Genomic DNA, 26,361 nt, shown 5'->3' with positions numbered 1-26,361 from the left:
CCTCCTTGATAGTATAACCGTGCTAAAAAAACGATCGGATTTCGTTCATAGTAAAGGAAAGATGGGATTTATTCAAATTTGGCGATTGCGTAAGGAAAATTGCTGTTGCAACAAGTCGAGGGATGCTTACAGGGTTTGTTTTAATTGGTGCACCGATTTGAATAGGCGCTTGTCATTTACCGTTTCGTTTCTGCAAATCGTCTCTTCTTAATAAATAATAGGTAAAAAATGAGTAGTAGGGGATGAAATGAGTTACATTTGCGTAACGAGAACGTATATAATCATAGTATATAGTGAGGCTTTTTACTTTAGCGTTTATTAATAAGCGCATATTTGGATGGAGTGAAGGATGATCAAAAACAAATTACAGCAATACAAAATTTTAACGCTTTTACTGATACTTGTGACGGTTGGATTAATTCTCTTTTTAAATCAGATGATTTATGCTTGGCAGGCCATTGAAATTTTGGCGATTCTTCTTTGTGGCTACTTAGTGGTTTTTGATCAAAGGGATGGAACTTCGAAGATTGCTTGGATCTTAGCTTTATTGTTTTTACCGATTGTAGGAGTCATGTTGTATTATTTAATTGGTCGTGAACCTCGATTAAGGAAGTTGCCCAAACAGCAGATACAAAATGAACGGGAAGTGCAGCGAACGGTTTCGGCTATTTTGCAAGAACATTCAGAGGTCATTCATGGGAAACATGATCTCTCCACTGAGATTTTTCATCTTTCAGGCAAATATCCCACAACCAATAATCATCTGACTGTATTAAATGAAGGCGCTGAGGCGTTCGCTTCTTTGCTAGAAGATATCAAGAAAGCCAAGCATCATGTGCATGTGTTTTTTTATATCGTTAAAGGGGATGAAACAGGGGAGGAGCTGACAAATGTTCTGGTCGAAAAGGCCAAACAAGGGGTGGAAGTTCGGTTTATGTATGATAGCGTGGGGTCGATCGCCTTTCCTAATCAATTATTATTATTGATGAGAAAGAATGGGGTAGAGGTGCGCACGTATGATTTGTTGAACTCGCCTTGGCTAAGTAATAAAGCGAACTGGCGCAATCACCGTAAAATGGTCGTTATTGATGGGGAGATTGCACATACAGGAGGCATGAATATTGGAAATGAATATAGTGGGCGAGGCAGTAAGTTTTCTTATTGGCGAGACACAAACATCCGGATAGAAGGACCTGCTGTTCTAGAAGTACAAGAGTGCTTTATTTATGATTGGCTCTTTCTTGATGAAACGGAAGAAACGGTCACTCATTTTTTGACACAGACAGCTACGTATTTTCCGTTGAAGACCGACGTTCAAAGCGGTTCGGAAATCGTTCAGGTAATCTACGGCGGACCCTATGATAGCGAGCGAATCATTAAGGATTCCTTTAATGACCTCATTGGAAAGGCAACGGATTCGATTAAGATCGCAATGCCTTACTTTATTCCTGATGAAGAAAGTTTAGGTGCGCTTAGAAGAGCAGCACGGTGTGGGATCAACGTACAATTGATTGTGCCGGGAAAAGGGGATCGAGGAATTTCTTTTCATGGCACGAATTCGTTTATTGATGAATTATTATCTGCCGGCGTCGAAGTCTACACCTATGATGAGACTGCTTTTATTCACTGTAAATATATGATCGTCGATGAGTTTGCTGCAACGATCGGGTCAACAAATTTTGATATTCGTAGTTTTTACCTTAACCATGAGTTATCTATGTTCATCTATGGGCCGTCGAAAATAATCACAGAGTTAAATCAGCAATTTATGGAAGACTTAGCTCATGCAAAATTAGTAGAAAAAGAAGAATGGCAAGCCAGAAGCCTTTTGACGAAAACAAAAGAAAAAATCAGTGGCTTGTTTGTTCCGATTCTTTGAAGGAAGATAGTGAACAAAAGAATGAATTATTTCTGATCCATCAGTCTCATATATGATTGCCCTATGATTCCTAGCTGATAGCATCTTCTCAGCTAGGGATCATTTTTTGCGTGCACCAATCCATTGATTGCATGGATGGAGAGTCTAGCGAGCAATTGGGGATTTGTAGTGATTAAGCGATCGGGGGTGAGTGAGACGATGCGTTCACCTGAATCTGTCCACGATCATTCGATTTTTGTGTGAAATGCCCCGTTTTTATGTGAGGGGGAATGCTAGGAGCTGCTCGTGTCTTCAGAAGATAGTTTTTGAAGAAGCGGGGAACAATGAGACCTCTTTTTCATGTTCCGCGCTATCTCATGACGAATCGTGAAACAAACGTCTCAGTTTCAGTCCTTCCTATTGAAATAAGCAATAAATTACGAGATATTGAAATCGGTTACAAGAGTTTTATCCGGAGAAACTTGATGTGATTGAAAGCCAATTTCTTTCAGGGAGGAAAAATATGAGTGAATCAAAATCTATCATCAATGATCGAATAATGCCTGTAATGGGGAAAATTAGTCAGATAAAAGCGATTCGAGCGATTCAATATGGGGCGATGTCTACCATGCCATTGACATTGGGGGTTAGTCTGATCGCTATTTTAGTCAATCTGCCCGTTGAGCCTTGGTTGGCTTGGTTAGCGCAAACTGGAATCGATGAACACATGCGTGCCACCATCAAAGTGACGATGGAAATCACTGCATTATATATGACGTTTATGATTGGCTATCATAATGCCAATGAAAGAAAATCAAGTCCTGTGACCGGTGGGATATTATCCTTGGCCTCGTTTTTCGTTTTGATGCCACAAGTGATTCCCTATGATGGGGGCGAAGTAGCCGGACTAAACTTTGACTATATCGGTAGTAATGGTATTTTCGGTGGGATGATCGTTGCGTTATTAGTATCGAGCTTGTATTCTGTATTGGACAAAAAAGGCTTGGTCGTTAAACTGCCAAACTCGGTGCCACCAATGGTTGCCCAGTCGCTTTCACCGACCTTTATTGCCATTATTATATTTGTACTTGTTTGCTTAACCCGCATTGGCTTTAGTCTAACTGCGTGGGGCGATTATTTTGATTTTATCAATGGCGTGGTCGGGGCACCGATTATGAACTTGGGGGCAACACCGATCTCGGCGATTATTTTTATGATCACTATTTCGATCTTCTGGTTTTTTGGGATCCATCCCAATACGATCCTCAGTATTTACTTGCCGGTTTTAATGGCTACAGGGGTTGCCAATTTAACGGCGTTTATGGAGGGAGAACCGATGCCGCATTTGGCATTTTCAGCGGTGATGGCTTTTTATGCACTTGGAGGTGCGGGCAATACCTTAGGAATCTCGTTGCTGATTCCCTTTATTTCGAAATCACAGCGCTATAAAACTCTTGGGAAACTCAGCTTGGCACCAGCGATCTTTAACATCAATGAGCCATTAGTGTTTGGTTTGCCACTGATGTTGAATCCGATCTTCTTTATTCCGATGGTCAGTACTTCTTTGGTGAATGGGATTATAGGGATCATCGGCTACAATCTTGGGGTGTATGACACACTGAATCCTTCGATCTCACTGCCTTGGATCATGCCAGCCTTCATTGGACCGATCTTGACCATCGGGATCAAAGGTGTGATTGCGGTAGTCATTGCGATTTGTATCAATGGGTTGATCTACTTGCCGTTTTTCTTAAAAGCCGACAAGCTGGCATTGGCGGAAGAGCAAGCGCTTGAAGCTGAGGTTATGGCAGAGAAAGTCACAGAGGCGGTCTAAAGAAAGACAGGAGGATCAGTCAATAACATGAGTTTACCAGAAGGATTTTTATGGGGCGGCGCTACCGCCGCCAATCAATATGAGGGGGGCTTTGATCAAGGCGGCAGAGGACTATCTACATTGGATATTGTTACCAGCGGCAGTCAGGAACAGCCCCGTCAACTTACTGTGAAAGATGCGCAAGGAAAAATCCGCAACATTTCTATGTATGAAGGAATGCCAGCGTATTGCCAAGGATACTTAGACGAAAATCAGTATTATCCTAGCCATCGCGCCACAGATTTTTACCATCATTGGCAAGAAGACATTGCTTTATTTGCTGAACAAGGCTACAAGGCTTATCGGATGTCGATCAGCTGGACACGGATTTTTCCTGATGGAACGAAAGAATCGCTTAATGAAGAAGGAATTCTCTTCTATGAAATGATCTTCAATGAACTGCTCTTCAATGAACTGCTCAAATACGGCATTGAACCAATCGTTACCTTAAATCATTTTGATATGCCGCTGGCTTTAGCCGAAAGTCGTGAAGGATGGCTGGATCGGTGCACGATTGAAGATTTTCTCGATTATGCAGTCTTGTTGTTCGAGCGTTTTAAAGAGCAAGTGAAGTACTGGATCACCTTCAATGAAATCAATTTTTTGAATGGCTATGTTTTTTTAGGGATCAAAGGAAAAGACTTAGGAAAAAGGGCGCAAGCATTGCATCATGTCTTTCTTGCTAGTGCCCGCTGCGTGATGGAAGGGAAAAAAATCAATCCCGATTTTCAAATTGGAATGATGCTTGCCAGTGCTGGTATGTACCCAGAAACCTGTAATCCCAACGACAGTATGCGGGAAATCGAAGTTTCTAGAATGTTCAAGTATCTGTATAGCGATGTTCAGTGCCGTGGCTATTACCCTGAATATGCCTTGAAGGAGTATGAACGAAACGGCTGGCAGCTGGTCATGGAATCAGATGATCTTGCTCTTTTACGCAAAGGAACGGTCGATTTTCTTTCTTTCAGCTACTACAATTCAGCGGTCATCTCCACAAAAGAACAAGAAAAAACGAGCCGTGGCAATATGATGGAAGCGGTAAAGAATCCCTACTTAGAGGAATCGGAGTGGGGTTGGCCGATTGATCCGACAGGTTTGCGGATCGTATTGAACCAATTGTATGATCGCTACCAGCTGCCGTTGTTTATTGTAGAAAACGGCTTAGGCGCACTTGACACTTTTAACGAACAAAAAGAGATCATTGACGATGCGCGTATCGCTTACCTCAGTGCCCATATTGAGCAGATGATCAAAGCGGTTGTACATGATGGCGTGAAACTAATGGGCTATACACCGTGGGGCTGTATTGATATCATATCGGCAGGAACTGGGGAAATGAAAAAACGTTATGGGTTCATTTATGTAGACTTGGATGATGCTGGAAAAGGGACTTTTGCCCGCAAAAAGAAAAAATCCTTTTATTGGTACAAAAAAGTGATTGAATCTAATGGCACCTCAATCCAAGCAAAGTCTTGATTCAACCTGGAGGTTTTTTATGACAAAGACAGAGACTGATACACCTACCCAGATCACGTATTCCGTCCATTGCCAAGGATACGATTGGGGACCGGCAAACCATAAAATTGTGATTGATTTTGGACAAATGATCGATGAGCAAGTAGATGCCTCGTTTTTTGAAGTACTAGGAGAAAAAGAAGGCTTTGATTGGTCGACGAAAATGCCAAAGCAGATAAAAGGCAAGATCGAACTCAAAGAGGCTTATTTATCTGATTCGACAGGACAAAAGCAACCCGTCGATCTGCCGACGACGTGCGTTACATTGGCGTTGCAGGTTCATCCCGATGCCCCGTTGACATCACCCTTTGTCTTTAATCCACAGTTGTTTTTGAATCAAAAGCGACAGACGATGTATACGATCACGCTAAAGAAGCCTCTGTGTATTAATGGTTCTTCTTTGAACGAGCTCGTTTTGACGAACCAACAGTTTGAAGAAACCGTTTATGAAGGGACCGAGCAATTTCTGCAAAAAGAATTTTTTTATGAAGATGCTGAGTTTGGTGAGATCACTTTACACCATGCACTTTTTGAACCGAAGGAAAAAGGGAAGCATCCCCTAATCATTCTTTTGCACGGCGCGGGCGAAGGCGGAACCGATCCTGAAATTGCGCTTTTGGGCAATAAAGTGGTTGCTTGGGCTGATCCCGAAGTACAAGCGATGTTTGGTGGCGCCTATGTTCTGGTTCCTCAAGTGCCAGATATGTGGATGAACGATGGAAGCGGCGGTTACACTCAAGATGGCACCAGCAAGTATACCCGAGCTGTCAGCCGTTTGATTGATGAAGCAGTTCAGACCTTTGAAACGATCGATCCAACGCGGATCTATTTAGGCGGCGGCTCCAATGGCGGCTTTATGACCATCAATCTGCTTTTAAGAAAGCCCAATTTTTTCGCGGCAGCTTTTCCTATTTGTCAGGCCTATAAGACACAATGGCTCGATCAAAGACAACTTGAAGGCCTCAAGGAGGTCCCACTTTGGTTGACTCATGGCATTCACGATCAAGTCGTTTCCTTTAACGAGCATAGTCAGTCATTATATGAAACGCTACAAGCGATGAACCATCCGAATCTTCACGTGACTGCACTTGAAGCGATAACGGACGAAACAGGCTGCTATCAGGACGGTACGGGGGCACCGTATCGCTACAATGATCATTGGGCATGGATTCCAGTTTATAATGGTGAGATTGCGAATGAAACCCAGTCGTTGTTTCACTGGCTAGCAAAGCAAAAACGATAATGGGTTATCACCTCGGAAGATACCATATATTCCGAGGTGAAATATTTTTTGAGAAAGTTGGGTAAACAATGAATTATCTTGTTTACGATATAGGAGGCAGTTACATCAAATACTGTTTAATGACGGGGGATCGCGAGATTTTCTACAAAGGGAAAGTAAAAACACCTCTTGAAGAGAAAGCCTGCTTTTTAGTCGCTGTCGAAGAAATTTTTCGGCAATTCGAAGGGCAAGTCGATGGTATCGCCATCAGTATGCCGGGGAAAATTGATGTCTTCAACGGTTATGCCCATACCGCTGGTGTGCTGACCTTTTTAGAACAGACAAATATCGTTGATCTCTTTCATACATTCACTGATTTGCCGATCTCGGTAGAAAATGACGGCAAATGCGCGGCATTGGCAGAATCGTGGGTCGGAGCGCTGGCGCATACAGATCATGGCATCGTCTTGGTCTTTGGCACTGGTGTCGGCGGTGGACTGATCATCAATAATCGCCTACATCGCGGCAGCAGCGGGATCGCTGGAGAGTTTAGTTTTGTCCAGCAAACCGATGCGTACCATCAACCAGCCGCTTATTTCGGTGCTTCTGGCAGTGTTCTGTCGCTGGTTAGTGAAGGAGAACGAGTCAAAGGGATGGAAAAAGGCACGCTCAGTGGTGAGTTGCTGTTTCAACTGATTGAGGAAGGCGACAAAGAACTGCAAGGCGTTCTAGAAAAGTATTGTGATACGATCGCCCTTCATTTGTTCAACCTGCAGTATATTTTTGATCCCGAGACATTTGCTATCGGGGGCGGAATCAGTGAGCAAAAACGATTTATCCAAGAAATCGAAAAAAGCATTGATCGGTTGAAAGAGAAACACACATATCATCTTGCAGTGCCGCAGATCGTTCCGTGCAAGTTTCGAAATGACGCGAATTTGATTGGCGCCTTGATGAATCATCATTTAAATAAAGTGAAAAAAGTAAAACACAACCTTATATGAGCATGGGAGACACTCTGCGTTTAGAAAAAGACCAGAAATCGTTCGGTGCAAAATCGTTTGGGAGATATAGTCATGAATTTATTTGCAAAACTGAATTGTGTCAAATATTTGTCTGATACAGAACACAACATTATTGATTTGATTAATAAGGACCCAGTTGCTTTTACACAGATGACCATTCGTGAGATCAGTTCATTGGCATTTGTTTCTAAAGCTACCATCTATCGTTTTTGCAAAAAGTTGGGGTATTCCGGGTTGAATGAATTGAAATTAATGGTCACTGCCTCTTATGCCGATCAATTACAGCATGCAGATAAAAAAGTAGATTTGAATATTCCATTTGGAAAAACAGATTCTGCGTTTACCGTCATCTCAAATTTAAGAGATTTGTACGAGCGCTCGTTATTTTTGGCAACGACTTTTATCAGTGTCAAAGATCTGCAACAGATTGCCGTGGACTTGATCCATGCTGTCAATATTATTGTGTTTGTCGATGATGAACAGCTGCATGTAGCAAAAATTTTTAAAGATCGAATGGAAAGCTGTGGTGCCAGGGTCACAGTTCCTGCAAATCTCTATCAAAAAATTTCACTTGCACAATCGGCAGGTACCCAAGACATTGCGATATATGCTTCCTATCATCCTGTTCAAAAGCGTCACTTGGAGCTAGCAAAGATTTTAAAAGGCAATCAAGTGAAAATGGTGGTCATCAGCTCATCTGATGACCACTTACTCAATCATCATGGCGATCGCAACCTCGTAGTAGGCCCGATCGATCATGAAAAAGACAAGATCGCTGATTTTGCGATTACGATCATTTTTCAATTTTTGTTTGATTCCATCTACTCAGTATTCTTTAAAGAGCGCTACGAAGAAAACATTGAGAACTTACGTGCCTCTTACTTGAAGTATCGGAATATCTGAAAGGGGAGCTTGTGCCTGAAAATTGTGTTTTTAAGCGGTGAATAGCTAACTGTGGGACTATTTTCGTTTAGGGGTGGCTCATCCGTTAGAGTCTGGAAATGCTGCTTGGTTGAAGGACAGTGTTCATTGAAGGGACTATTCTTTATTAAACAAAAGTTAAAAACTCGATTCCATCATTTGGAATCGAGTTTTTTCGCGTCATTTTCTTCTAGCAGCTCGAAAATAATTGATCCCGGTTCCTGCAAATACTACGAAACTAGCCAATAGGAACAAAAATCCTACGGGGATTAGATAGAAATTTTCATGTAAAATGCCGGATTGATCGATGTATTCCACGGAGCTTGCTTTGATGAAGAAGCAGGCAAAGCCGAATAGTAGTAAAAATGTTCCGATCAAGGTCGTGATCAAATTGAGTTTGGCGCGTCGGGTCTCGCTGCCGTCTTTGATTAGTTTTTCAGTGATCTTGTTCACTTGAGTTCCTCCTAAAATCAATTCATCAAGCGAGAGTTGAAAAATCGTGGCGATGGCAATCAACATTTCTAAATCTGGTAGATTGCGATTGTTTTCCCAGTTCGAAACGGCTTGTCTCGTCACGTGTAGTTGAGTGGCAAATTGTTCTTGGGTCAAGTTATTTCTTGTGCGTACTTCTTTGATTTTTTCGCCAAATTCCATCTTTTTTTCCTTTCGCTGATGTGACTTAAGCATAGTCGAAACCTGCGTTGTTTCCAAGAAAGCAGGGCTTGCTTCTTGATAAATCAAGGGAAAGTGGTGCTTGCGTCGTTTTTTATCTGCTGTTTTTTTGAGAGGAGCATCGTTTTCATTCTGAGGTCGTGAAAAACGTCTGTGACAAAGTGACCTTGAAGCATGTTATTTTTACTGCATATCATTTTGTTTATTATAGCACTGAGGCTAAGGGGAAGGAAATATGTGGCTCGTTTTTTCTCTTGCTTGATTGGTACATGTTCGATACATGACAGTTTATCGAGTGGGGAGCAACGCAACAGCAAGTTTCTTTTCTTAAAGAAAATCACTTAGTTGACAAATAGGGAAACATCTTGTTTAATATACCCCGACGGGTATAAGAAAGGAGCAAGAAATGTTTTCATTATTTAAACGCATACCAAGTATGTCAACAGCAGATTTACAAAAAGAAGGAGCCAAAGAATGGACGGTTCTGGATGTTCGCACGCCGGCGGAGTACCGTAGCGGGCACATTGCCTACGCCAAAAATGTACCGTTAAACAAGATTGCGGGCTTCACTAAAAAAGGTGACAAGAAACTGGCAGTCATTTGCCAATCAGGGATGCGAAGCAAACAAGCAGCCAAAATCCTAAATAAAAAGGGGTTTGATGTGGTCAATGTTCGCGGTGGCATGAATCAATGGCGGGGAACAACCAAAGGAGGAAAGTAACGATGGAAAAAATAGTTATTGTCGGTGGGGTAGCAGGAGGAATGTCTGCAGCAACGCGCTTACGTCGGCTTAAAGAAGTAGCGGAGATCATTATTTTTGAAAAAGGTCCTTTTGTCTCTTTTGCGAATTGTGGACTGCCGTATGCCATTTCTGGTGAGATCGAAGAGCGAGACGCCTTATTGGTCCAAACACCTGAGGCATTAAAAAAACGGTTTAACCTAGATGTACGGCCTTTTCATGAGGTACTGGCGATCGATCCGCAGGAGAAAACGGTCACGGTCAAACATGGCGAACAGGTCTTCACGGAATCTTATGATGCGTTGATTTTATCGCCGGGGGCAAAACCGCTAGTACCAGCGATCAAAGGGCTAGAAGAAGCAACCAACGCCTTTTCTTTGCGCAATGTTCCTGACTTAGACCAAATCATGACACATCTTGAAGACAAAAAGCCTCAAAAAGTGACGATCATTGGCGCTGGGTTTATTGGGTTAGAAGTCGCTGAAAATTTACATAAAAAAGGCCTACAAGTAACGATCGTGGAAAAAGCACCCCACGTATTGCCACCTTTGGATGAAGAAATGGCGGCGTATGTCAAAAATGAATTGATCAAGCAAGGGGTCAATGTTTTGACCTCGCAGTCAGCGACCGCTTTTGAAAAAGCAGGGCAAGAAATCGTTCTGGAGGATGGAACGGTTCTGGCTTCAGACATCACGATTCTTTCGGTGGGTGTCCAACCAGAAACGGATTTGGCGAAACGTGCTGGTATCCAATTAGGACACCGGGGGGGTATCCTGGTAGATGAGCAATACCAAACCAGCAAGAAAGACATTTACGCGGTGGGAGATGCCATCGTTGTGAAACAACAAATCACTAACGAAGACACGCTGATCTCCTTGGCGTCACCAGCCAATCGCCAAGGTCGGCAAGTGGCTGATGTATTGGGAGGACTGACTCGCAAAAACAAAGGCAGTATTGGGACGGCGATCGTGCGCGTATTCGATCTTGCCGCAGCGTCCACTGGGTTGAGTGAGCGCAGCGCCAAACTGGCGGGGCTAAATCCTCAGGTGGTTCATCTTTCAGGCAAAGACCATGCTGGGTATTATCCTGATGCGACGGATATTTATTTGAAATTGATTTTTGATGCTGATACTGGAAACATCTACGGTGCGCAAGGCATCGGTGCCAAAGGGGTCGATAAACGGATCGATATTTTAGCAACAGCGATCAAAGGTGGCTTAACGATCTTTGACTTGCCTGAACTGGAATTCACCTACGCGCCGCCTTTTGGCTCAGCGAAAGATCCAGTGAATATGATTGGCTATGCAGCGATCAATCTGGCAGAAGGAATCAGTGAGAATATCCAATGGCACGAATTGACGGAGGCCTTAGAAAACGGTAAGCAGTTGTTGGATGTTCGTTCAGAGATGGAATTAGCCAATAATGGGCGTTTTCAAGAGGCGCTCCACATTCCGTTAGATGAATTGAGAGATCGGTTGTCTGAATTGGATCCAAGTGTTTCGTATGTTGTTACGTGTCATAGCGGATTGAGAAGCTACATTGCCGAACGCATCTTAAAACAAGCGGGCATCAATTGTCAAAACCTCGATGGTGCCTTTTCGTTGTATAATACTATTAAGCCGGAGATGATTATTCATGATTAAAGCCATATCTATGGAGGAATTTACCCAAAAAGAAAAACGTGAGGCGCTTGAGATCCTTGATGTCAGAGAAGTTGATGAGTTTGCACAAGGACACATCAAAACAGCACAAAACCTACCGTTGAGCGAGCTGACGGAACAAACCAGCGACTTAGAGAAGAATAAAAATTACTATGTCATCTGTCATTCAGGGGCTCGTTCGCAAATGGCGTCTGAGTTTTTGAACCAGCAAGGGTTTCAAGTGACCAATGTCCTCGGCGGCATGTCAGCATGGAGAGGAGAAATCAAACGATGACCGCATGCAACAAAGATATTTTGAATCGGTTAAAACGAACCGAAGGCCAGTTGCGGGGGATTCAAAAAATGATCGAAGACGAGAAAGAATGCGTCGATGTCATCACGCAATTGTCCGCCGTCAGTTCCAGCGTCAACCGTATTATGGGAATCATTGTCGCTGAGAATTTGAAAAATTGTTTGGAAAATCCAGACAGCGACACGGAAACCCAAAAGCAGAAAATCGATCAAGCCGTTCAGCTGATCGTGAAGAAATAGCGGGATTTTTGACAGTGTTACGACTTAGTTTTGTTTGAAAGAGTCTGTTTGTCATCTAGATGTAAGATTCGAAGCTGACCGCAAAAGAAGGGAAATACCTATTTTGCGGTTTTTTGTACACAAAAAAATGATTGCGTTTTCTTTTTTTGGATGCTATGATTAATTTAAGAAATAAATAGTGATTTTTTTTATGTGTATGTGACTGTACGGCAGGCAAGGCATAATAAAATCAATTTTGCGAAGGTTCGCAGATTTGATTTTATTATGCCTTTTTTTACGCTCAGAAAGGAGGAAGGAGAAGAATACATGTATTTGATTAAGAAGGTTTTGAATGTAAACGTTATTATTGTTGAGAAAGACAACAAAGATGTTATTGCTTTTGGCAAGGGTATCGGTTATCAGCAAAAGAAAGGTCAATTGATTTCGGAAGAGAAAATCTCTAAATTTTATCTTCCGATTGAAGATAATCGAATGGAGTCCTTGATCACTTTTATGAACAATGTACCTGTAAAGTATATCGAGCTAGCATATGAAGTCATCCAAGAAGCGGAGAAATATCTAGATACGGAGTTATCTGCTAATACACTCTTTTCACTAACCGATCATATTTATTTTACTGTCGAGAGGATCAGAGACAATGTCATTATGACTTCTTCAATGTATTGGGAGTTCAAACGATTTTATCCTGAAGAATTTCAGGCTGCTCAAAAAGGTGTTGCCATTATTGAAAAAGCACTTGGTGTTTCTTTGAATGAACAAGAAGCAGCGAACATTACTTTCCATATCATTAACGGAAATAGTCGCTCAGCAATTCATGCCAATGCTATCCAAATCACAAAAATCGTGACAAATATTTTAAAGTCTGTACAAATGTTGGTGAAGAAAAAATTGGATAGCCACAGTCTGCACTATGAGCGTCTGGTTACACATGCCAAATTTTTTGCAGAACGCTATTTAACGAACACGATGTTAAACAATGATGCAGTTTTAATAAAGACAGTCTCTACGCTGTATCAAGAACCGATGGCCTATAGTCAGCGAATAAAACGGACTTTAGAAGAAATCTATGAGAAACCAATCACTGAAGAAGAAATTGCATATTTAGCTATTCATATTAATAGACTATTACTATCACAAAATGAGGAGTGAACCAAATGGTTGATAAAAAGAAAGAATCAGTAGACAAAATCATTCAATCGATCGGTGGAGAGAAAAATATTAACGCGGTCTATCATTGTGCAACTCGCCTTCGCTTCCAGTTAAAAGATACCACGCAATTCAATCAAGCACAGGCGAAGGAAATTCCAGGAGTACTAGGGACCAAATTGACTGGAGATGAAGTACAATTTGTGATTGGCGGAGAAGTAGGAAATTACTATTCGACTGTAATCAATCAGTATAAAATCACGGAAAAAAACAGTGATGAAGCTGCAGATACACCTAAAAACGGACTTGTGAAACGAATCGTCGAAAACATTGTTGGTGTAATGGCGCCAATCATTACAGCATTGATCGGATTTGGTTTAATTCGGGCGGTTTTAGCTTTACTGGTCCTTTTGGGATTGAGTAGAGAAAGTTTAAATTATCAAATCATCAATATGATTGGAGACGCCGCCTTTTACTTTTTGCCTTTTTTAATTGCGGCCAGTGCGGCACGGCAATTTAAAACCAATCTTTATTTAGCATTGGGGATCACAGGTGTCTTATTACATCCAACATTTCAGAGTCTGGTTGCCTCGGATGTTTCTATGCAGCTGTTTGGGCTTCCGATACGTGAAGCCGCTTATTCAGGAACGGTTATCCCAATCATCTTGATCGTCTGGGTTATGAGTTATGTTGATCGTTTATCTGAAAAGATCATTCCAAGTGTTTTAAAAACCATGTTGAAGCCGCTTTTTATCGTGATCATCATGGCTCCGCTCGCACTGATGATCTTAGGACCCATCGGCGCGATTTTTGGAGATGGATTGTTCTTTGTTGTGGATTATCTGCGAGTGACTGTTCCATGGCTCGTGCCGACACTGATGGGCATCTTCACGCCTTTATTAGTAATGGTTGGTATGCACACGGCTTTGACTCCGATTGCGCAAGTCTCCTTTTCAACCGTAGGCTTTGAAATCGTCCAAGGACCAGGTATGTTAGCAAGCAACATTTCGCAAGCGGGTGCCGCCTTTGGGGTATTTGTTAAAACCAAAGACAAACAGATGAAACAAATTGCTTTTTCCAGCGGCATCACGGCGCTGTCTGGTATCACGGAACCTGCGCTGTACGGGGTTAACTTGAAACTGAAAAAACCACTGATTTATGTGATGATCTCAGGTGGAATTGCTGGTTTTTATGCGGGTATCAGCGGACTAGTCCGCTATTCATTCGGATCGCCAGGGCTTTTGACCTTGCCGGTATTTTTCGGAGAGGATGCCTCTAATATTGTAAAAGCAGCCATAACATTGGCGTTAGCTTTTTCGATATCATTTGTTTTGACAGTCATTTTTGGTTTTGAAGAGAGTATTGAAGAAGATATGAAAAAGTTGGAGAAGCCTTCACCGATTGTTTTAGAAAAACGGACAGCGGCTGAAGAAGCATTGATTCAAGGCTTTGTCCGCGGCAGCGTTTTGCCGTTGAGTGAAGTAGCTGATGAGGTTTTTGCCACCGAACAAATGGGTCCAGGGCTAGCGATCGATCCTGTGTCGGGAGAATTCCATTCACCGATTGAAGGCACGATAACAACTGTCTTTCCAACAAAACATGCCATCGGGTTGCGGCATGATAATGGATTAGAAATGTTACTGCATATTGGATTAGATACAGTGAAACTGGATGGAGAGGGATTTGAACTTTTTATTGAGGAAGGTCAGCGAGTAAAGGCGGGTGATTTGCTAGCCCGTGTTGATATTGATTTTATCAAGTCTAAAGGCTACGATCCAACTTCTGTTTTGATTTTTATGAACAATCAGAATGAACCGGTATTTTTTGAGCACGATGAATTGATTGATTACTCGAATAAATTAGTAACAATTATTTAGAAGAAAGAAGGGGAAAAAATGAAAGCAAAATTTCCAGATGGATTTTATTGGGGTGGGGCGACAGCTGCTAATCAATTAGAAGGAGCGTATCAAGCGAACGGCAAAGGAATGTCAATTAGTGATCTGCTTCTGGGAGGCGATGTGAAAACGCCTCGGCGAATCACCACAGAAATTGAAGAAGGTGCTTTTTATCCAAGTCATGAGGCGATTGATCATTTTCATCGATACAAAGAGGATATTGCTTTATTTGCAGAGATGGGATTTAAGCTGTATCGCTTTTCTATCGCATGGACTCGTATTTTTCCGACCGGTTTAGAGAAAGTACCAAATGAAGAAGGGTTAAAGTTTTACGACGATTTGATCGCAGAATTAAAGAAATACGAGATAGAGCCGATGGTCTCATTGTCTCATTATGAATCACCGATAGAAATGACAAAGCAGTTTAATGGCTGGGAAAGCAGAGAAATGATTGAAGCGTATGAAAGATTCGCCAAGACGGTCATTGATCGCTATCAAGATGATGTGAGATATTGGCTGACGTTCAATGAAATCAATATTTTATCCAGAGATGTAGGGGTGGGTACGTATTTAGGAGGAGGAATGTATCCAAAGGATATTGATGATTTTTTGAATACTAAAAATATCGATAACAGCCAACAGCGGTTTCAGGCGCTCCACCACCAATTCGTTGCAAGTGCCCGAGTGATCAAGTACGCAAAAAGTCTACACAAAAATTTGCACATGGGCTGTATGATTGCCTATCGAATGATTTATCCGTTGTCTTCTCATCCAGAGGATATTCGTTTCGCACAAGAGATGACTAATATCAGTAATTTTTACTGTGGTGATGTTCAAGTGAAAGGTCGCTATCCATATTTTGCTAAAAAGTTTTGGCAAGATAGAGGGATCGATCTTACTATCGAAGCAGGAGATTTAGAAGTACTGAAAGAGGGCACTGTTGATTTCTATACGTTTTCTTACTACCAATCTTCTACTGTGACTAAAGTAAATGATCAAGCCGAAAAGCAAACGGGGAATTTTTTCAATGGAGTTAAAAATCCGCATCTTACAGCGAGTGAATGGGGCTGGGAAATCGATCCATTAGGATTGCGCATCGCGTTAAATCAAATTTATGAACGCTATGAAATTCCCTTGATGGTGGTCGAAAATGGGTTAGGTGCAATAGATACCCTCATTGAAAAAAATGGTGAATATACAGTCGAGGATGATTATCGTATCGACTATTTACGAAGACATATTAAGGCAATGGCTGATGCTATTGCAGATGGCGTCGATCTTATCGGATATACTTCTTGGGGGCCCATCGACCTTGTTTCAGCAGGAACTGGACAAATGGCAAAACGCTATGGGTTTATTTATGTAGACAAGCACGACAATGGGACTGGCTCGTTGGCTCGCTATAAGAAAAAGTCCTTTTATTGGTACAAAAAAGTGATTCAATCAAATGGTGAAGGAGTTAATTAAGATAATCGAAAATTCATTTTTTTACAGAAAAAGCGAAGGCCCAACTGGGCCTTCGCTTTTTGTCACCCGGAATTGGATCGGGGAATGGGGGATTAATTTTGGGTGACTTCTTCGTAAAAAATAGCGTTGCGTTCTGCAATTAGTTGGGTTTCCCTTCGCTCTAATTCGAGAAAGGTTTCGTCTGCCAGCAATTCGGCACCAGAGTAGCCGGCCGCCAAGAAGTTTTCTGCATAGGTCAATTTCTGATTCGTGATGTTTCTTCGTTGCTCGGCAATGACGAGCAGCTGTTTCACATTCATACACTCACTCCATTCTTTTATAAAAAGCAAATACTAAAAGAGGATAGCTGATAATACTTGCAAGTCAACGGTGAAGGCGGGAAAACGATCATGCTCGGCTATTCATAAAAAAGTGAAAAACGGTAGGTTCGTTTCTGATTGGTCGTTTTATACGGAAGCTTTGTACTAAGTATAAAAAAATTTCCCCCGTAGTAACAGAACCTAGTCGTTTACATAAAGCAACGATTGGTTTACATTACTCGGACAAGCGGGTGTTACAAGAAAAACAAGTAATTTTTCCTAGGGGAACGGCGGGATTTGACGACAAAAAAACCTGCGAACGCCTCAGGCGGATAGCAGGTTTCACGGGCTAGTAGAAATAGCTTAAACGGTTTGTTTTGCTGGGCGCAGCAAGACTTCGCTGATCGCCACATGTTTGGGCTGTTGAATGGCATAAACCACTGCATTTGCTACATCTTCTGGCGTTAGGCTGTTGCCTTCTACGCGAGAGGTTTCTTTCAAGGCTGCTTCTAGTTGAGCATTACCTACGGTTTCAAACAATTCCGTGGAGACCATTCCCGGAGAGACGATGGTGGAACGAATGCCATGTTCACGTTCTTCTTGGCGCAAACCTTCCATGATTGCACGAACCGCAAACTTTGTCCCGTTGTACACGGCAGATCCCGGGTAAATGACATGTCCAGCAACTGAGTCAGTGGCGATGATCAAGCCGTCTTGTTGTTTTTGCATGATGGGCAGCACAGCGCCGATCCCGTTCAATACCCCCATGATATTGATATCCAGCATTTTTTGCCAGCTGTCATAGTTCAACTCTGCCAAGTTTCCTTGAGGCATGATGCCAGCATTATTGAAAAGGACATCAATCCGACCAAAGGAGGTCATGGCTAAATCAATGACTTGTTGGACTTGTTCGCGATTCGTGACATCGGCTGTTTGATACAAGACATTTTCTCCTAGTTTTTCAGCCAGTGCTTTGATGCGCTCTTCACGGCGGGCGGCGATTACTACTTTTGCCCCTTGTTCGGTTAGCTTAACGGCGGTTGCTTCCCCAATTCCTGAAGAGGCTCCCATAATTACGATAACTTTTTCTTTGATTTCTGTCATTTGTCTTTCCTCCAGTGAATGATTTTTTCATCGAATCCTGCTGCTGCCAAACCCAAACCTACGAGATGACGGGTGATTGACAGTACAGTGCTTGCGGTGTATTTTTATTGTAGAACCTGAAGTTAGGTTTAGGTCAAGCGATAAACAAAACTTTTTTAGGAGCGATGCAAGTGAGTTACTCGATTGGTGAAGTATCAAAAACGACTAACATCCCCATCTCGACACTACGTTACTACGATCGAGAAGGAATGTTTCCGAATATGGCCCGTAGCAATGGCGGCATTCGGGTGTTTTCAGAAAAAGAAGTGGCGACGATCAAAGTGATCGATTGTTTGAAGAATACCGGCATGCCCATCAAAGACATCAAGAATTTCTTGGATTGGGGCGAAGAAGGCGATGCGTCTTTGCAGAAACGACAGCAGCTGTTTCATGAACGTTTGGAAGAAGTCACCAAGCAAATGGCAGCCTTGCAAGAAACGATGAATACGATCAAATACAAATGCTGGTACTACGATACAGCGATGGCAGCAGGTACCGAGGCGGTAGTAAAAGAGTTGCCGCTAGAAGAAATACCAGAAGAAGTCCGAGCATACAAACTGTAAGTCCATCGAAAAACCACCTGCTGTTTTTGCAGGTGGTTTTTCGATTCTACTGGTTTTGCTGGGAAAATCAACCTTGCCAGTTGCCGTTTTCTAATGAAAGACTGACAATCCTACGAAAATGGGCTCTGTTATTCAGTAGCGCTACTCAATAACCCCCACTGGAATCAAATAGCGGGGTTCATTTTCCGTCGGCAGTTGTAATAATTCTTTGAGTTCATGATCCGTGAAGGCGCCGATCGGCACAGCGCCTAAGCCTAACGCTTGGGCTTGTAAAAGGACGTTTTGGGCGGAATGACCGACTTCGATATAGGCATAGCGTTCGATTCCTCGGTCCCCATAGCGCTCAATCAGTCGTTCATAAACCACTGTATAAAGCAATGTGGCAGGTGCCTGTTGGATCGCTTGCTGATCCAACGAACCTTCCGCCAATGCGGTCCGAAAATCACCAGCAAGGATTTTTTCTAAGGCATGTTGCTCAGGTTGATACAGATAAAGCCCTGGCTCAAGCCCCGTTACCTGTGTGACCACGACATAGAGGTCTAAGGGATACAAGGCACCAGCCGAAGGCGCTGTCCGGCGACCATCTTCTGTAGTGACACCGGCAGCGGCCCATAAAAGCTGTGCCAGCTGTTCTTGTGTTAGCTCCGTGTCTTGAAAATCTCGTTGCGAGCGCCGCTCGAAGAGAGCTTCCGCCACACTGGTTTCCCCGTCTAAGATCGGTTGCGGCAGTGGAAAGGTTTCATAGGAAACCGCAGGTTCAGAAGAAGTGGCGGTGTTGGTAGTCGGTTGTTCTTCAATCGGTGCTGTATCCGCACTGCAGCCAGTGAGGAGTAAGCCCAGCATCCAAAGAGCGCCTAAATGAGCAAAGCGAAATCGTTGGTAACGGGTCATGAGGGTTCCTCCTTTTCCTAAGGACTTCGTGTTATTTATAAGTATAACAAGGATTGCTTTTTCATGCGCTTTTATTCACAAGTAGATAATTAGGGAGGTAAGCAGTCTCTCAGTCGTATCATAGGCTGATTGTGCTTTTTAATATTTTCTAAAGACCTAGATAATGAGTAGTATCGTATGAACTTGCTATGAATATTTTTTATGAAATCCAAACCGACTGCAATCAAACGTAAGAGAAAAAAAGGCCATACAAAACCCCTCCAGCAATTCGTTGCTGGAGGGGTTCATTTAATTGGCAGCTGCCAATGACGCTTGGTTTTGTTTGGCATGGTAGGCTTCTACGTCTAAGATTGCTTGTTTGAACATTTCTCGCGTGATCTCATAAGGCACGTGGACGATGTCATTGGTGGTCATTGCTTTGTCTAAGATTGCCTCAAGGTCGCTGGTGTCGTTAAGGCCCATATCAGCTAAGCAAACCGGTAATTTGTTTTCCTTCATAAAGGCGTAGATGCGCTGGAAGAGGGCTTCTTGCTGATCTAGCTGCAACAAGGCCAAAACGCCGTAACTAACGGAAGCGCCATGCAAATAGTCTTCCATTTTTTCCAAAACGGTCGTTCCGTAGTAAAAGGAATGGGCAAGGGCGGAGTTGTAATCATTGATGACTAAGACGGAAACTAAGCCGGTGGTCACGATGATATCCAAGACGACTTGCTCAATGGCATAAGACGGCTGATTGGCGGCACTGTCTTTCAAGGCTTGTGTGCCGTATTGCAATAAGCGTTCCGTACACATTTTGCCGATTTGGATGCCTAACCCATCGGTGTAGTCTAACTCATCGCCCCGCGCTGAAAACGTCGATTCGATCTCTTTGGAGAGGGCATCGCCGATTCCTGCCCATAAGTACTTATCGGGGGCCTGGGCGATGATCTCACTGTCGATAAAGGCATGGGTTGGTGGTTGCGAAGGGAAAAACAGCCCTTGCATCTCGCCGTTTTCTTTATATATGACACAGACCGCGGTGACTGGTGAGCAGTTGGAGCCGATCGTTGGAAAGGTGAAGACTGGTTTGCCTGCTTTTTCTCCAACCACTTTGACGGTATCGCAAACGCGGCCGCCGCCAACGGCGAATAGAACATCGGCAGTTTGGACGCTTGGATTGGCTAACAGCTGATCGACGTTTTCATAGGTCGAGTTGCCGCCGTACCACAAGGTATCCGTCACTTTGACTGCTGACGTTAAACCGGCTTTGATCTTGTCTTCGGCTTTTTCAAGGGCGGTTTTTCCGCCGATGATCACGGCATTGGTGCCGTATGGTTTTACGATGTCATTTACTTTTTCGTAGGCGTCCGCCCCGATTGTGTAGTTTGGCAAAAAGATACTTTGACTCATACTGTTTTCCTTCTTTCTTGGCCACGAGATTGGCTAAAATTGGTCCGGTAATTTGATGGATCACCATGCCGACTGCGGCAGGGGTAACGGCTGCAGCAATGGCGGCAAAGTGGGCATTGGCTAACGAGATCGCTAGGCCGGTATTTTTCATTCCTAATTGAAACATGATGGATTTGGCTTGGGTGGCACTGACGCCCATCACACGGCTCAGACCATAGCCTGCACCGTAGCCGATCAAGTTATGGAGCAAGACTAAGAAAATCACGATCAAGCCAGATTGGACGATGACGGCACCGTTGCGAGCGACAGTTCCGGCAACGATCAATAAGATACTAACGGAAGAAATCAACACAAATGATTGTAGGAATCGCTCGATGTGCTTGGCAATGAGTTTGTGGACGATCACCCCTAAAATGATCGGCAAAAGCACCATCTGCAAGACAGACAAGAGCATTTCCCAGAAGGAGATCTCAGTATACTGACCAGCCAAGACGTAAACCAAAAAGGGTGTAACGACGGTCGCTAACAAGGTCGATACCGTGGTCATAGAAACGGTGAGGGCGACATCGCCTTTGCCGATAAAGGTCATAACATTGCTGGCGGTTCCACCAGAAACGCAACCTAATAGGACAAACCCGATGATCAAACCGGAAGAAAGACCAAACAGCTGCGCTAAGCCGTAAGCCACCAAAGGACTGATGGTGAACTGGAAAAGCACTCCTAAGATGAATGCTTTAGGCTGTAAGACGACCATTTTAAACGCAGCAACGTTTAAAGTCATCCCCATACAAAACATGATGATGCTCAAAAGAATCGTTGTACGAGGCGGAATCCATAAGAAGGGTTGCGGGAAAAAATAAGAGACGATCATCAATAAAATCATGATATAGATCAAATACTTGTTTACAAAAGCAGCGATCGTGTTGACGGTTTTCATAAGAAAAAATCATCCTTCCTTTTTCTGCATGACCAATCAAGTGTTCAAACAGAAGGGGTCTTTAGAATAAATGCAGTGCATAACCGTGGGGAATCGGCAGCAGTTGTTCAACGAGCGTTTCGGATCTATCTGACATCAATGTGTCAGTTTGCAAAAGACCGCTTCCTTGAAAATGGGTATAAAAAAACACTCCATCTCAAGAAGTTGATCTTCTTTTTGGATGCAATGTGAATAGGGACTCTTTGAATGTATAAATCAAACAGTCCCGACTATAATAATAAAATAATTCGTTTGCTAACATTGGTGCGGGTCATATACGCCACCGTCCTTTTCTTTATTTGGAATTTTCTAAATATTTAAATTATTTCTACCTAGTCTACAAAAGAGTCAAGGCTTTGTCAATCGTTTGAGAAAATTTTTTTCATTTTTTTGGGTGTTTTTTTAAAAACATGGGTTTCTATGGGGAAAAATAGCAAGAATTGGTTTGTGCTGTGCCTTTTTCTCCTTCGTTTAGAAACAGAATAGTTGTTGGATCTAGGTTTTTGTCCTACGATGATACTAGAAAGAGTTGGAAAAAGAATCGAGAGGAGTAAAGAAAATGAAAACTTTTGTCGTTGGTGCTACCGGACGGGTGGGCCAAAAATTGATCGCCTTTCTAGAAAAACAAGGACACATCGTTTATGCTGGTGCGCGCAGCAGTGAGAAAATCACAGAAACGGAGAATATCAAGCCCGTGTTCTTTGATTTACACACGGAACCGGAAGAGATGGCGGCCAAATTCGCAGATGCGGAAGCGGTATACTTCGTGGCGGGTTCCCGAGGCAAAGACTTGCTGCAATCTGATCTGTATGGTGCGGTCAAAGTGATGCAAGCCGCTGAATCAAAAGGAATCAAGCGCTACATCCACCTTAGCTCAGCCTATGCCTTAGAACCTGAACAGTGGCAAAGGGAAGGCATGGCGTCATTGATGGATTACACGATCGCCAAATTTTTCTCTGATCGCTGGCTGATCGACAATACCTCACTAGACTATACGATTTTGCAGCCGGGTGCGTTGAAAGAAACACCAGGATCTAGTTTGATTGAGATCAGTGAAACGACCTCTGGTGCGATCCCCATCGAGGATGTCGCCGTATTGTTAGGTGAAATGCTGGAACGTCCAGCAACTTATCAAAAAGTCATCAAAGTCCAAGCAGGAGAAACACCGATCAGCGAGGCACTGGATCAGCTTTAAGGCGTGCCTTTGGGCTTGAAGAGAATGTACTGAAGGAAGCTGCACGGCAATAAATCGTTGTCGTGCGGCTTTTTTTGTGAAGAAGCCAGTCACTTTTCATTTTTGAAAGCGATGACTCTTGACTTTGAAAAAATAGTTTGTTACGCTTATTGCTAACTTTAGAGGGGGTGGTAAACGAATGTCAAGCGACTCGAGTGACGGTGAGCAGAAACACTATTTTGACTTACCTTACTTTTTAATTGAATAGGAGACCAACAACAGCGCGTTATTTAGGAGCAGTTTCTAAATAAGGGGCTTATTTGTGTTATCCATCAATGAAAAAGAAAAGGAAGAAGAATAAATGAATAAAAAAGAGTTTCAATTATCAGTGTCAGAAACAATCGAACAGTATCAGGTGCCCTCAATCGAACAAGGATTAGATGAGGCGCAAGTAACCGAGCGGTTAGAAACCTACGGATTGAATCAATTAGCGGTCAAAAAAACCGCCAAGTGGCGTTTGCTGCTGCGGCAATTCCATAACACGATCATCTACATTTTGATTTTCTCCGCCATCTTAACGCTGCTGATGGGGCATTTCTCTGATGCCGTGATCATTGGCATCGTCGTACTGGTCAATGCGTTGATCGGTTATTACCAAGAAGCCAATGCTTCCGATGCGTTAGAACGGGTCAAAGAGATGCTATCAGCAGAAGCCACGGTCTATCGGAATGGGATTCGGCAAGATATTCCAGCTGCCGAAGTCGTTCCGGGGGATGTCGTATTCTTAGAAGCCGGCGACAATGTGCCTGCGGATCTGCGGATCATCGAAGCGGACAACTTGCGTATCCAAGAATCCGCCTTGACTGGTGAAGCCGATTCGGTGGAAAAAATAACAGATGCCTTAGTGGATGAAGCAACCCCATTAGCAGAACAACGGAATTTGGCGTTTGCTTCGACTTCCGTGACGTCAGGAAGCGGGAAAGGAATCGTGATCGCTACCGGCGCCACGACTGAGATCGGGAAAATCTCCACAGAAGTCAATCAAACAGAAGAACGAAAAACGCCGTTGATGAAAGAGATCGATGGACTGGGGAAAGGCATCACCTATGTGATCATGGGCGTGGCGGTCTTGCTGTTTATCGTCAGTTTGTTCCAGCAAACCTACGCGATCTCTGTCTTGTCCTTAGCCGTCGTCACCATGATCGTCGGCTCGATCCCAGAAGGATTGCCAGCAACGACCTCGGTGGTTTTGGCGATGGGTGTCAGCGACATGGCAAAAAACAAGCACACCATCATCAAAACACTGCCGGCGGTTGAAACGCTAGGCTCAGTGGATGTGATCGCTACGGATAAGACCGGTACCCTGACTAAAAATGAAATGACAGTTAAAGACATCGTATTGGCTGAGCAGGAATACGAAGTGACGGGTGACGGCTATGCGCCGGTGGGCGTGATTCGTCCAAAGCAGGAGGACGTCTACACGCAAGACATCTTGCAGTTGTTTTTGGAAGCTGGCTACGAAGCCAACGATACGGTATTAGTTCCAGAAGGAAATCACTGGACGATCAATGGGGAACCAACAGACGGCTCCTTTTTGACGCTGTATCATAAGCAATTTGCCTATCCGCAAGCACCCGCTTACCAAGAACTGGATATGCTGCCCTTTGATTCGGACAACCGCTACATGGCGAAACTAGTGGCAAACCCTGCGGGGGAACGCTTGCTATTTGTTAAAGGCTCCCCAGATAAATTGTTTGAAATGGTGCAAAAACAAGCGGCACCTTTTAATGAAGCCTATTGGACAGGTCATGTTCGCCGCTTGTCGGCAGAAGGCAAACGAGTGGTAGCGGTGGGCTATCAGAAAGTTTCGATTGATCACATTGATGAAACGATTTTTGAGCAAGGGCTACAATTACTAGGGATCGCCGGGATCATCGATCCGCCGCGAGAAGAAGTGATTGCCTCCCTGAAGGAAATGAACCAAGCCGGTGTTCAAGTGAAAATGATTACTGGGGATCACCCTCTGACCGCCAAAGCGATTGGGGAAAAGCTTGGCTTAGCGGATGAGATTCACGTCGTGACAGGTGCCGAGTTGGATCAGATGAGTGAAGCTGAATTTCAAGATGCTGCCTTGACGAATCAAGTCTTTGCACGAACCACGCCGAAAAATAAATTGGACATTATCAAAGCGCTACAAGCCAAAGGCAAAGTCACGGCGATGACAGGGGACGGCGTTAACGATGCCCCGGCGTTGAAGCGGGCGGATATCGGTGTAGCGATGGGGATCAGCGGCACGGATGTAGCCAAAGATTCTGCTGATATGATCTTGACCGATGACAATTTCGGTACCATGTCCTTAGCGATTCGCGAAGGACGCAGGATCTATGACAACATCAAAAAGAGCATTCTGTTTCTGTTGCCGACATCTTTTGCCGAAGGGCTGATCATTGCCTTTACGATCATGATGCAAAAAGAATTGCCGCTGCAGGCGACACAACTGCTGTGGATCAACATGGTTTCTGCTATTACGATCCAGTTTGCGTTTATCTTTGAACCAGCAGAGTCTGGGATCATGAGCCGCAAGCCGCGAAAGACAGGCAATAAATTGTTGAATCGTCACGATATTTGGCAGATGGCGTATGTGTCGATCTTGATGGCAGTCATCAGTTTGATCGCTCATGACTGGCTCTTGCTGCAAGGCGTCAGCGAAGCCGTTGCCAGTACCATGATGGTCAATATCGTGGTCTTGAGTAAGATTTTCTATTTGTTCAACATCCGTACCAGTGCACCAGCGTTTTCTAAAGCTTCCTTCACCAATCCAAAAGCGTTCTTGATCATTGGTGTGATGCTGGTTCTGCAACTGTTATTGACCTATGTTCCATTTATGCAAAGCGCCTTTCATACTGAGGACATGTCCTTGATTGGCTGGGTCATCTCAGCAGCTTCCGGGATGGTCGTCTTACTCGTGACGGAGTTCGATAAATGGCTTCGTTCGAGAAAAAATATTTAACCTAGGTTTTCTCGTATTTTTTTTCAGGCAAAATCGCCTTGCTGCAGCTTAGGAAAATGGCGGAACGACAAGGGATTTCTGCTGTCGCTGCTTTGGGGTTGCCAAAAGAAAAAGCCAAGATTAATTCCTATTGGCTTGTAATCAGGCCTATTGACAAACAAAAATGGTCGGGCTAAAATGCACATGAATTGAATAGTATTCTTCGGGGCAGGGTGTAATTCCCGACCGACGGTGACAAGCGCAATGCTTGAAGTCCGTGACCCGCATAGCTATGCGGTGGAGCCAGTGTGAATCTGGCACCGACAGTGAAAGTCTGGATGGGAGAAGAAAAACCACAAAATTTCAAGGGGCGCAGTGCGTCTAAAATTGATTTTTTGCCGGTCTTGTTTGT

At 43.6% G+C, this 26,361-nt stretch carries 22 protein-coding genes and 1 riboswitch; of the genes, 16 read left to right on the top strand and 6 right to left on the bottom strand.

Annotated elements, in window-relative coordinates:
- The first annotated feature begins 349 nt into the window (after positions 1–349).
- The 6 genes from cls (at position 350) to A5882_RS03575 (ending at position 8,396) form a co-directional block, all read left to right on the top strand.
- Positions 350–1,879 carry a cardiolipin synthase gene (gene cls / locus A5882_RS03600; protein ID WP_086372429.1) on the top strand — a complete coding sequence of 510 codons (1,530 nt, stop codon included), beginning with the start codon at positions 350–352 and terminating at the stop codon, positions 1,877–1,879.
- A 502-nt stretch (positions 1,880–2,381) separates the two neighbouring features.
- Entirely contained in the window at positions 2,382–3,692 is a 1,311-nt protein-coding gene (locus A5882_RS03595) for a PTS sugar transporter subunit IIC (protein WP_016620275.1), read from the top strand.
- A 27-nt stretch (positions 3,693–3,719) separates the two neighbouring features.
- Positions 3,720–5,207, top strand: a complete 1,488-nt coding sequence (locus tag A5882_RS03590) for a glycoside hydrolase family 1 protein (RefSeq protein ID WP_086372428.1) — start codon at positions 3,720–3,722, stop codon at positions 5,205–5,207.
- A 19-nt stretch (positions 5,208–5,226) separates the two neighbouring features.
- Entirely contained in the window at positions 5,227–6,489 is a 1,263-nt protein-coding gene (locus A5882_RS03585) for a prolyl oligopeptidase family serine peptidase (RefSeq protein ID WP_176461999.1), read from the top strand.
- A 68-nt stretch (positions 6,490–6,557) separates the two neighbouring features.
- Positions 6,558–7,472 carry an ROK family protein gene (locus A5882_RS03580; protein ID WP_086316656.1) on the top strand — a complete coding sequence of 305 codons (915 nt, stop codon included), beginning with the start codon at positions 6,558–6,560 and terminating at the stop codon, positions 7,470–7,472.
- Between the two features lie 72 nt (positions 7,473–7,544).
- On the top strand, positions 7,545–8,396 hold the full coding sequence (locus A5882_RS03575) for a MurR/RpiR family transcriptional regulator (protein ID WP_086372426.1): 852 nt from the start codon (positions 7,545–7,547) through the stop codon (positions 8,394–8,396).
- A 198-nt stretch (positions 8,397–8,594) separates the two neighbouring features.
- Here A5882_RS03575 and A5882_RS03570 read toward each other — a convergent pair whose 3' ends face one another.
- Positions 8,595–9,068, bottom strand: coding sequence for a DUF3955 domain-containing protein (locus A5882_RS03570; RefSeq protein ID WP_052533231.1), 474 nt, complete (start codon positions 9,066–9,068; stop codon positions 8,595–8,597).
- Positions 9,069–9,492: 424 nt separating this feature from the next.
- Between A5882_RS03570 and A5882_RS03565 the strand changes: the two genes are divergently transcribed.
- From A5882_RS03565 to A5882_RS03535, 7 genes are all read left to right on the top strand, one after another.
- Entirely contained in the window at positions 9,493–9,807 is a 315-nt protein-coding gene (locus A5882_RS03565; protein WP_086316654.1) for a rhodanese-like domain-containing protein, read from the top strand.
- Positions 9,808–9,809: 2 nt separating this feature from the next.
- On the top strand, positions 9,810–11,468 hold the full coding sequence (locus tag A5882_RS03560; protein WP_086372425.1) for an FAD-dependent oxidoreductase: 1,659 nt from the start codon (positions 9,810–9,812) through the stop codon (positions 11,466–11,468).
- Positions 11,461–11,760 carry a rhodanese-like domain-containing protein gene (locus A5882_RS03555; protein ID WP_086316652.1) on the top strand — a complete coding sequence of 100 codons (300 nt, stop codon included), beginning with the start codon at positions 11,461–11,463 and terminating at the stop codon, positions 11,758–11,760. The genes A5882_RS03560 and A5882_RS03555 overlap by 8 nt, the downstream gene beginning before the upstream one ends.
- Positions 11,757–12,017: a metal-sensitive transcriptional regulator gene (locus tag A5882_RS03550; RefSeq protein WP_005230585.1), complete on the top strand. Its 261-nt coding sequence runs from the start codon at positions 11,757–11,759 to the stop codon at positions 12,015–12,017. The genes A5882_RS03555 and A5882_RS03550 overlap by 4 nt, the downstream gene beginning before the upstream one ends.
- A 306-nt stretch (positions 12,018–12,323) precedes the next feature.
- Positions 12,324–13,166, top strand: a complete 843-nt coding sequence (locus tag A5882_RS03545; RefSeq protein ID WP_042890884.1) for a PRD domain-containing protein — start codon at positions 12,324–12,326, stop codon at positions 13,164–13,166.
- A 5-nt stretch (positions 13,167–13,171) separates the two neighbouring features.
- Positions 13,172–15,040, top strand: a complete 1,869-nt coding sequence (locus A5882_RS03540) for a beta-glucoside-specific PTS transporter subunit IIABC (RefSeq protein WP_042890886.1) — start codon at positions 13,172–13,174, stop codon at positions 15,038–15,040.
- A gap of 18 nt (positions 15,041–15,058) precedes the next feature.
- The gene (locus tag A5882_RS03535; protein ID WP_086372424.1) at positions 15,059–16,525 is read left to right on the top strand and encodes a glycoside hydrolase family 1 protein; all 1,467 of its coding nucleotides are present in this window, start codon (positions 15,059–15,061) and stop codon (positions 16,523–16,525) included.
- 92 nt (positions 16,526–16,617) lie between these two features.
- On the opposite strand, the gene A5882_RS03530 is transcribed toward A5882_RS03535, so the two are convergent.
- Together A5882_RS03530 and A5882_RS03525 are read right to left on the bottom strand one after the other, a co-directional pair.
- Positions 16,618–16,824: a hypothetical protein gene (locus A5882_RS03530; RefSeq protein WP_061053400.1), complete on the bottom strand. Its 207-nt coding sequence runs from the start codon at positions 16,822–16,824 to the stop codon at positions 16,618–16,620.
- Positions 16,825–17,187: 363 nt separating this feature from the next.
- Positions 17,188–17,928 carry an SDR family oxidoreductase gene (locus A5882_RS03525; RefSeq protein ID WP_086372423.1) on the bottom strand — a complete coding sequence of 247 codons (741 nt, stop codon included), beginning with the start codon at positions 17,926–17,928 and terminating at the stop codon, positions 17,188–17,190.
- A 164-nt stretch (positions 17,929–18,092) separates the two neighbouring features.
- Here A5882_RS03525 and A5882_RS03520 point away from each other — a divergent pair, with 164 nt between their 5' ends.
- Positions 18,093–18,530, top strand: coding sequence for a MerR family transcriptional regulator (locus tag A5882_RS03520; protein ID WP_077454108.1), 438 nt, complete (start codon positions 18,093–18,095; stop codon positions 18,528–18,530).
- Positions 18,531–18,671: 141 nt separating this feature from the next.
- Here A5882_RS03520 and A5882_RS03515 read toward each other — a convergent pair whose 3' ends face one another.
- The 3 genes from A5882_RS03515 to A5882_RS03505 all read right to left on the bottom strand — a co-directional run bounded on the left by A5882_RS03515 (position 18,672) and on the right by A5882_RS03505 (position 21,747).
- The gene (locus A5882_RS03515; protein WP_008380247.1) at positions 18,672–19,421 is read right to left on the bottom strand and encodes a SagB/ThcOx family dehydrogenase; all 750 of its coding nucleotides are present in this window, start codon (positions 19,419–19,421) and stop codon (positions 18,672–18,674) included.
- A 288-nt stretch (positions 19,422–19,709) separates the two neighbouring features.
- The gene (locus A5882_RS03510) at positions 19,710–20,810 is read right to left on the bottom strand and encodes an iron-containing alcohol dehydrogenase family protein (protein WP_086372422.1); all 1,101 of its coding nucleotides are present in this window, start codon (positions 20,808–20,810) and stop codon (positions 19,710–19,712) included.
- Positions 20,746–21,747, bottom strand: coding sequence for a bile acid:sodium symporter family protein (locus A5882_RS03505; RefSeq protein WP_008380241.1), 1,002 nt, complete (start codon positions 21,745–21,747; stop codon positions 20,746–20,748). The genes A5882_RS03510 and A5882_RS03505 overlap by 65 nt, the downstream gene beginning before the upstream one ends.
- A 598-nt stretch (positions 21,748–22,345) precedes the next feature.
- Here A5882_RS03505 and A5882_RS03500 point away from each other — a divergent pair.
- Positions 22,346–22,981 carry an NAD(P)H-binding protein gene (locus A5882_RS03500; protein ID WP_086372421.1) on the top strand — a complete coding sequence of 212 codons (636 nt, stop codon included), beginning with the start codon at positions 22,346–22,348 and terminating at the stop codon, positions 22,979–22,981.
- A 340-nt stretch (positions 22,982–23,321) separates the two neighbouring features.
- Positions 23,322–25,970 (top strand): HAD-IC family P-type ATPase, encoded by a 2,649-nt coding sequence (locus A5882_RS03495; RefSeq protein ID WP_086372420.1) that lies wholly within the window; start codon positions 23,322–23,324, stop codon positions 25,968–25,970.
- Between the two features lie 194 nt (positions 25,971–26,164).
- A riboswitch (FMN riboswitch) is annotated at positions 26,165–26,303 on the top strand.
- The last annotated feature ends 58 nt before the right edge of the window (positions 26,304–26,361 follow it).

Source organism: Enterococcus sp. 4E1_DIV0656, from assembly GCF_002140695.1.
GTDB lineage: Bacteria > Bacillota > Bacilli > Lactobacillales > Enterococcaceae > Enterococcus_D > Enterococcus_D entomosocium.
The sequence above is the reverse complement of the archived record's forward strand: the minus strand, read 5'-3'. Positions and strand labels throughout refer to the sequence as shown.

What these genes read in the sequence shown, in the direction of transcription:
- cls (WP_086372429.1), top strand. Translation starts at nt 350, where the DNA reads ATGATCAAAAACAAATTACAGCAATACAAAATTTTAACGCTTTTACTG.
- A5882_RS03595 (WP_016620275.1), top strand. Translation starts at nt 2,382, where the DNA reads ATGAGTGAATCAAAATCTATCATCAATGATCGAATAATGCCTGTAATG.
- A5882_RS03590 (WP_086372428.1), top strand. Translation starts at nt 3,720, where the DNA reads ATGAGTTTACCAGAAGGATTTTTATGGGGCGGCGCTACCGCCGCCAAT.
- A5882_RS03585 (WP_176461999.1), top strand. Translation starts at nt 5,227, where the DNA reads ATGACAAAGACAGAGACTGATACACCTACCCAGATCACGTATTCCGTC.
- A5882_RS03580 (WP_086316656.1), top strand. Translation starts at nt 6,558, where the DNA reads ATGAATTATCTTGTTTACGATATAGGAGGCAGTTACATCAAATACTGT.
- A5882_RS03575 (WP_086372426.1), top strand. Translation starts at nt 7,545, where the DNA reads ATGAATTTATTTGCAAAACTGAATTGTGTCAAATATTTGTCTGATACA.
- A5882_RS03570 (WP_052533231.1), bottom strand. Translation starts at nt 9,068, where the DNA reads ATGGAATTTGGCGAAAAAATCAAAGAAGTACGCACAAGAAATAACTTG.
- A5882_RS03565 (WP_086316654.1), top strand. Translation starts at nt 9,493, where the DNA reads ATGTTTTCATTATTTAAACGCATACCAAGTATGTCAACAGCAGATTTA.
- A5882_RS03560 (WP_086372425.1), top strand. Translation starts at nt 9,810, where the DNA reads ATGGAAAAAATAGTTATTGTCGGTGGGGTAGCAGGAGGAATGTCTGCA.
- A5882_RS03555 (WP_086316652.1), top strand. Translation starts at nt 11,461, where the DNA reads ATGATTAAAGCCATATCTATGGAGGAATTTACCCAAAAAGAAAAACGT.
- A5882_RS03550 (WP_005230585.1), top strand. Translation starts at nt 11,757, where the DNA reads ATGACCGCATGCAACAAAGATATTTTGAATCGGTTAAAACGAACCGAA.
- A5882_RS03545 (WP_042890884.1), top strand. Translation starts at nt 12,324, where the DNA reads ATGTATTTGATTAAGAAGGTTTTGAATGTAAACGTTATTATTGTTGAG.
- A5882_RS03540 (WP_042890886.1), top strand. Translation starts at nt 13,172, where the DNA reads ATGGTTGATAAAAAGAAAGAATCAGTAGACAAAATCATTCAATCGATC.
- A5882_RS03535 (WP_086372424.1), top strand. Translation starts at nt 15,059, where the DNA reads ATGAAAGCAAAATTTCCAGATGGATTTTATTGGGGTGGGGCGACAGCT.
- A5882_RS03530 (WP_061053400.1), bottom strand. Translation starts at nt 16,824, where the DNA reads ATGAATGTGAAACAGCTGCTCGTCATTGCCGAGCAACGAAGAAACATC.
- A5882_RS03525 (WP_086372423.1), bottom strand. Translation starts at nt 17,928, where the DNA reads ATGACAGAAATCAAAGAAAAAGTTATCGTAATTATGGGAGCCTCTTCA.
- A5882_RS03520 (WP_077454108.1), top strand. Translation starts at nt 18,093, where the DNA reads ATGCAAGTGAGTTACTCGATTGGTGAAGTATCAAAAACGACTAACATC.
- A5882_RS03515 (WP_008380247.1), bottom strand. Translation starts at nt 19,421, where the DNA reads ATGACCCGTTACCAACGATTTCGCTTTGCTCATTTAGGCGCTCTTTGG.
- A5882_RS03510 (WP_086372422.1), bottom strand. Translation starts at nt 20,810, where the DNA reads ATGAGTCAAAGTATCTTTTTGCCAAACTACACAATCGGGGCGGACGCC.
- A5882_RS03505 (WP_008380241.1), bottom strand. Translation starts at nt 21,747, where the DNA reads ATGAAAACCGTCAACACGATCGCTGCTTTTGTAAACAAGTATTTGATC.
- A5882_RS03500 (WP_086372421.1), top strand. Translation starts at nt 22,346, where the DNA reads ATGAAAACTTTTGTCGTTGGTGCTACCGGACGGGTGGGCCAAAAATTG.
- A5882_RS03495 (WP_086372420.1), top strand. Translation starts at nt 23,322, where the DNA reads ATGAATAAAAAAGAGTTTCAATTATCAGTGTCAGAAACAATCGAACAG.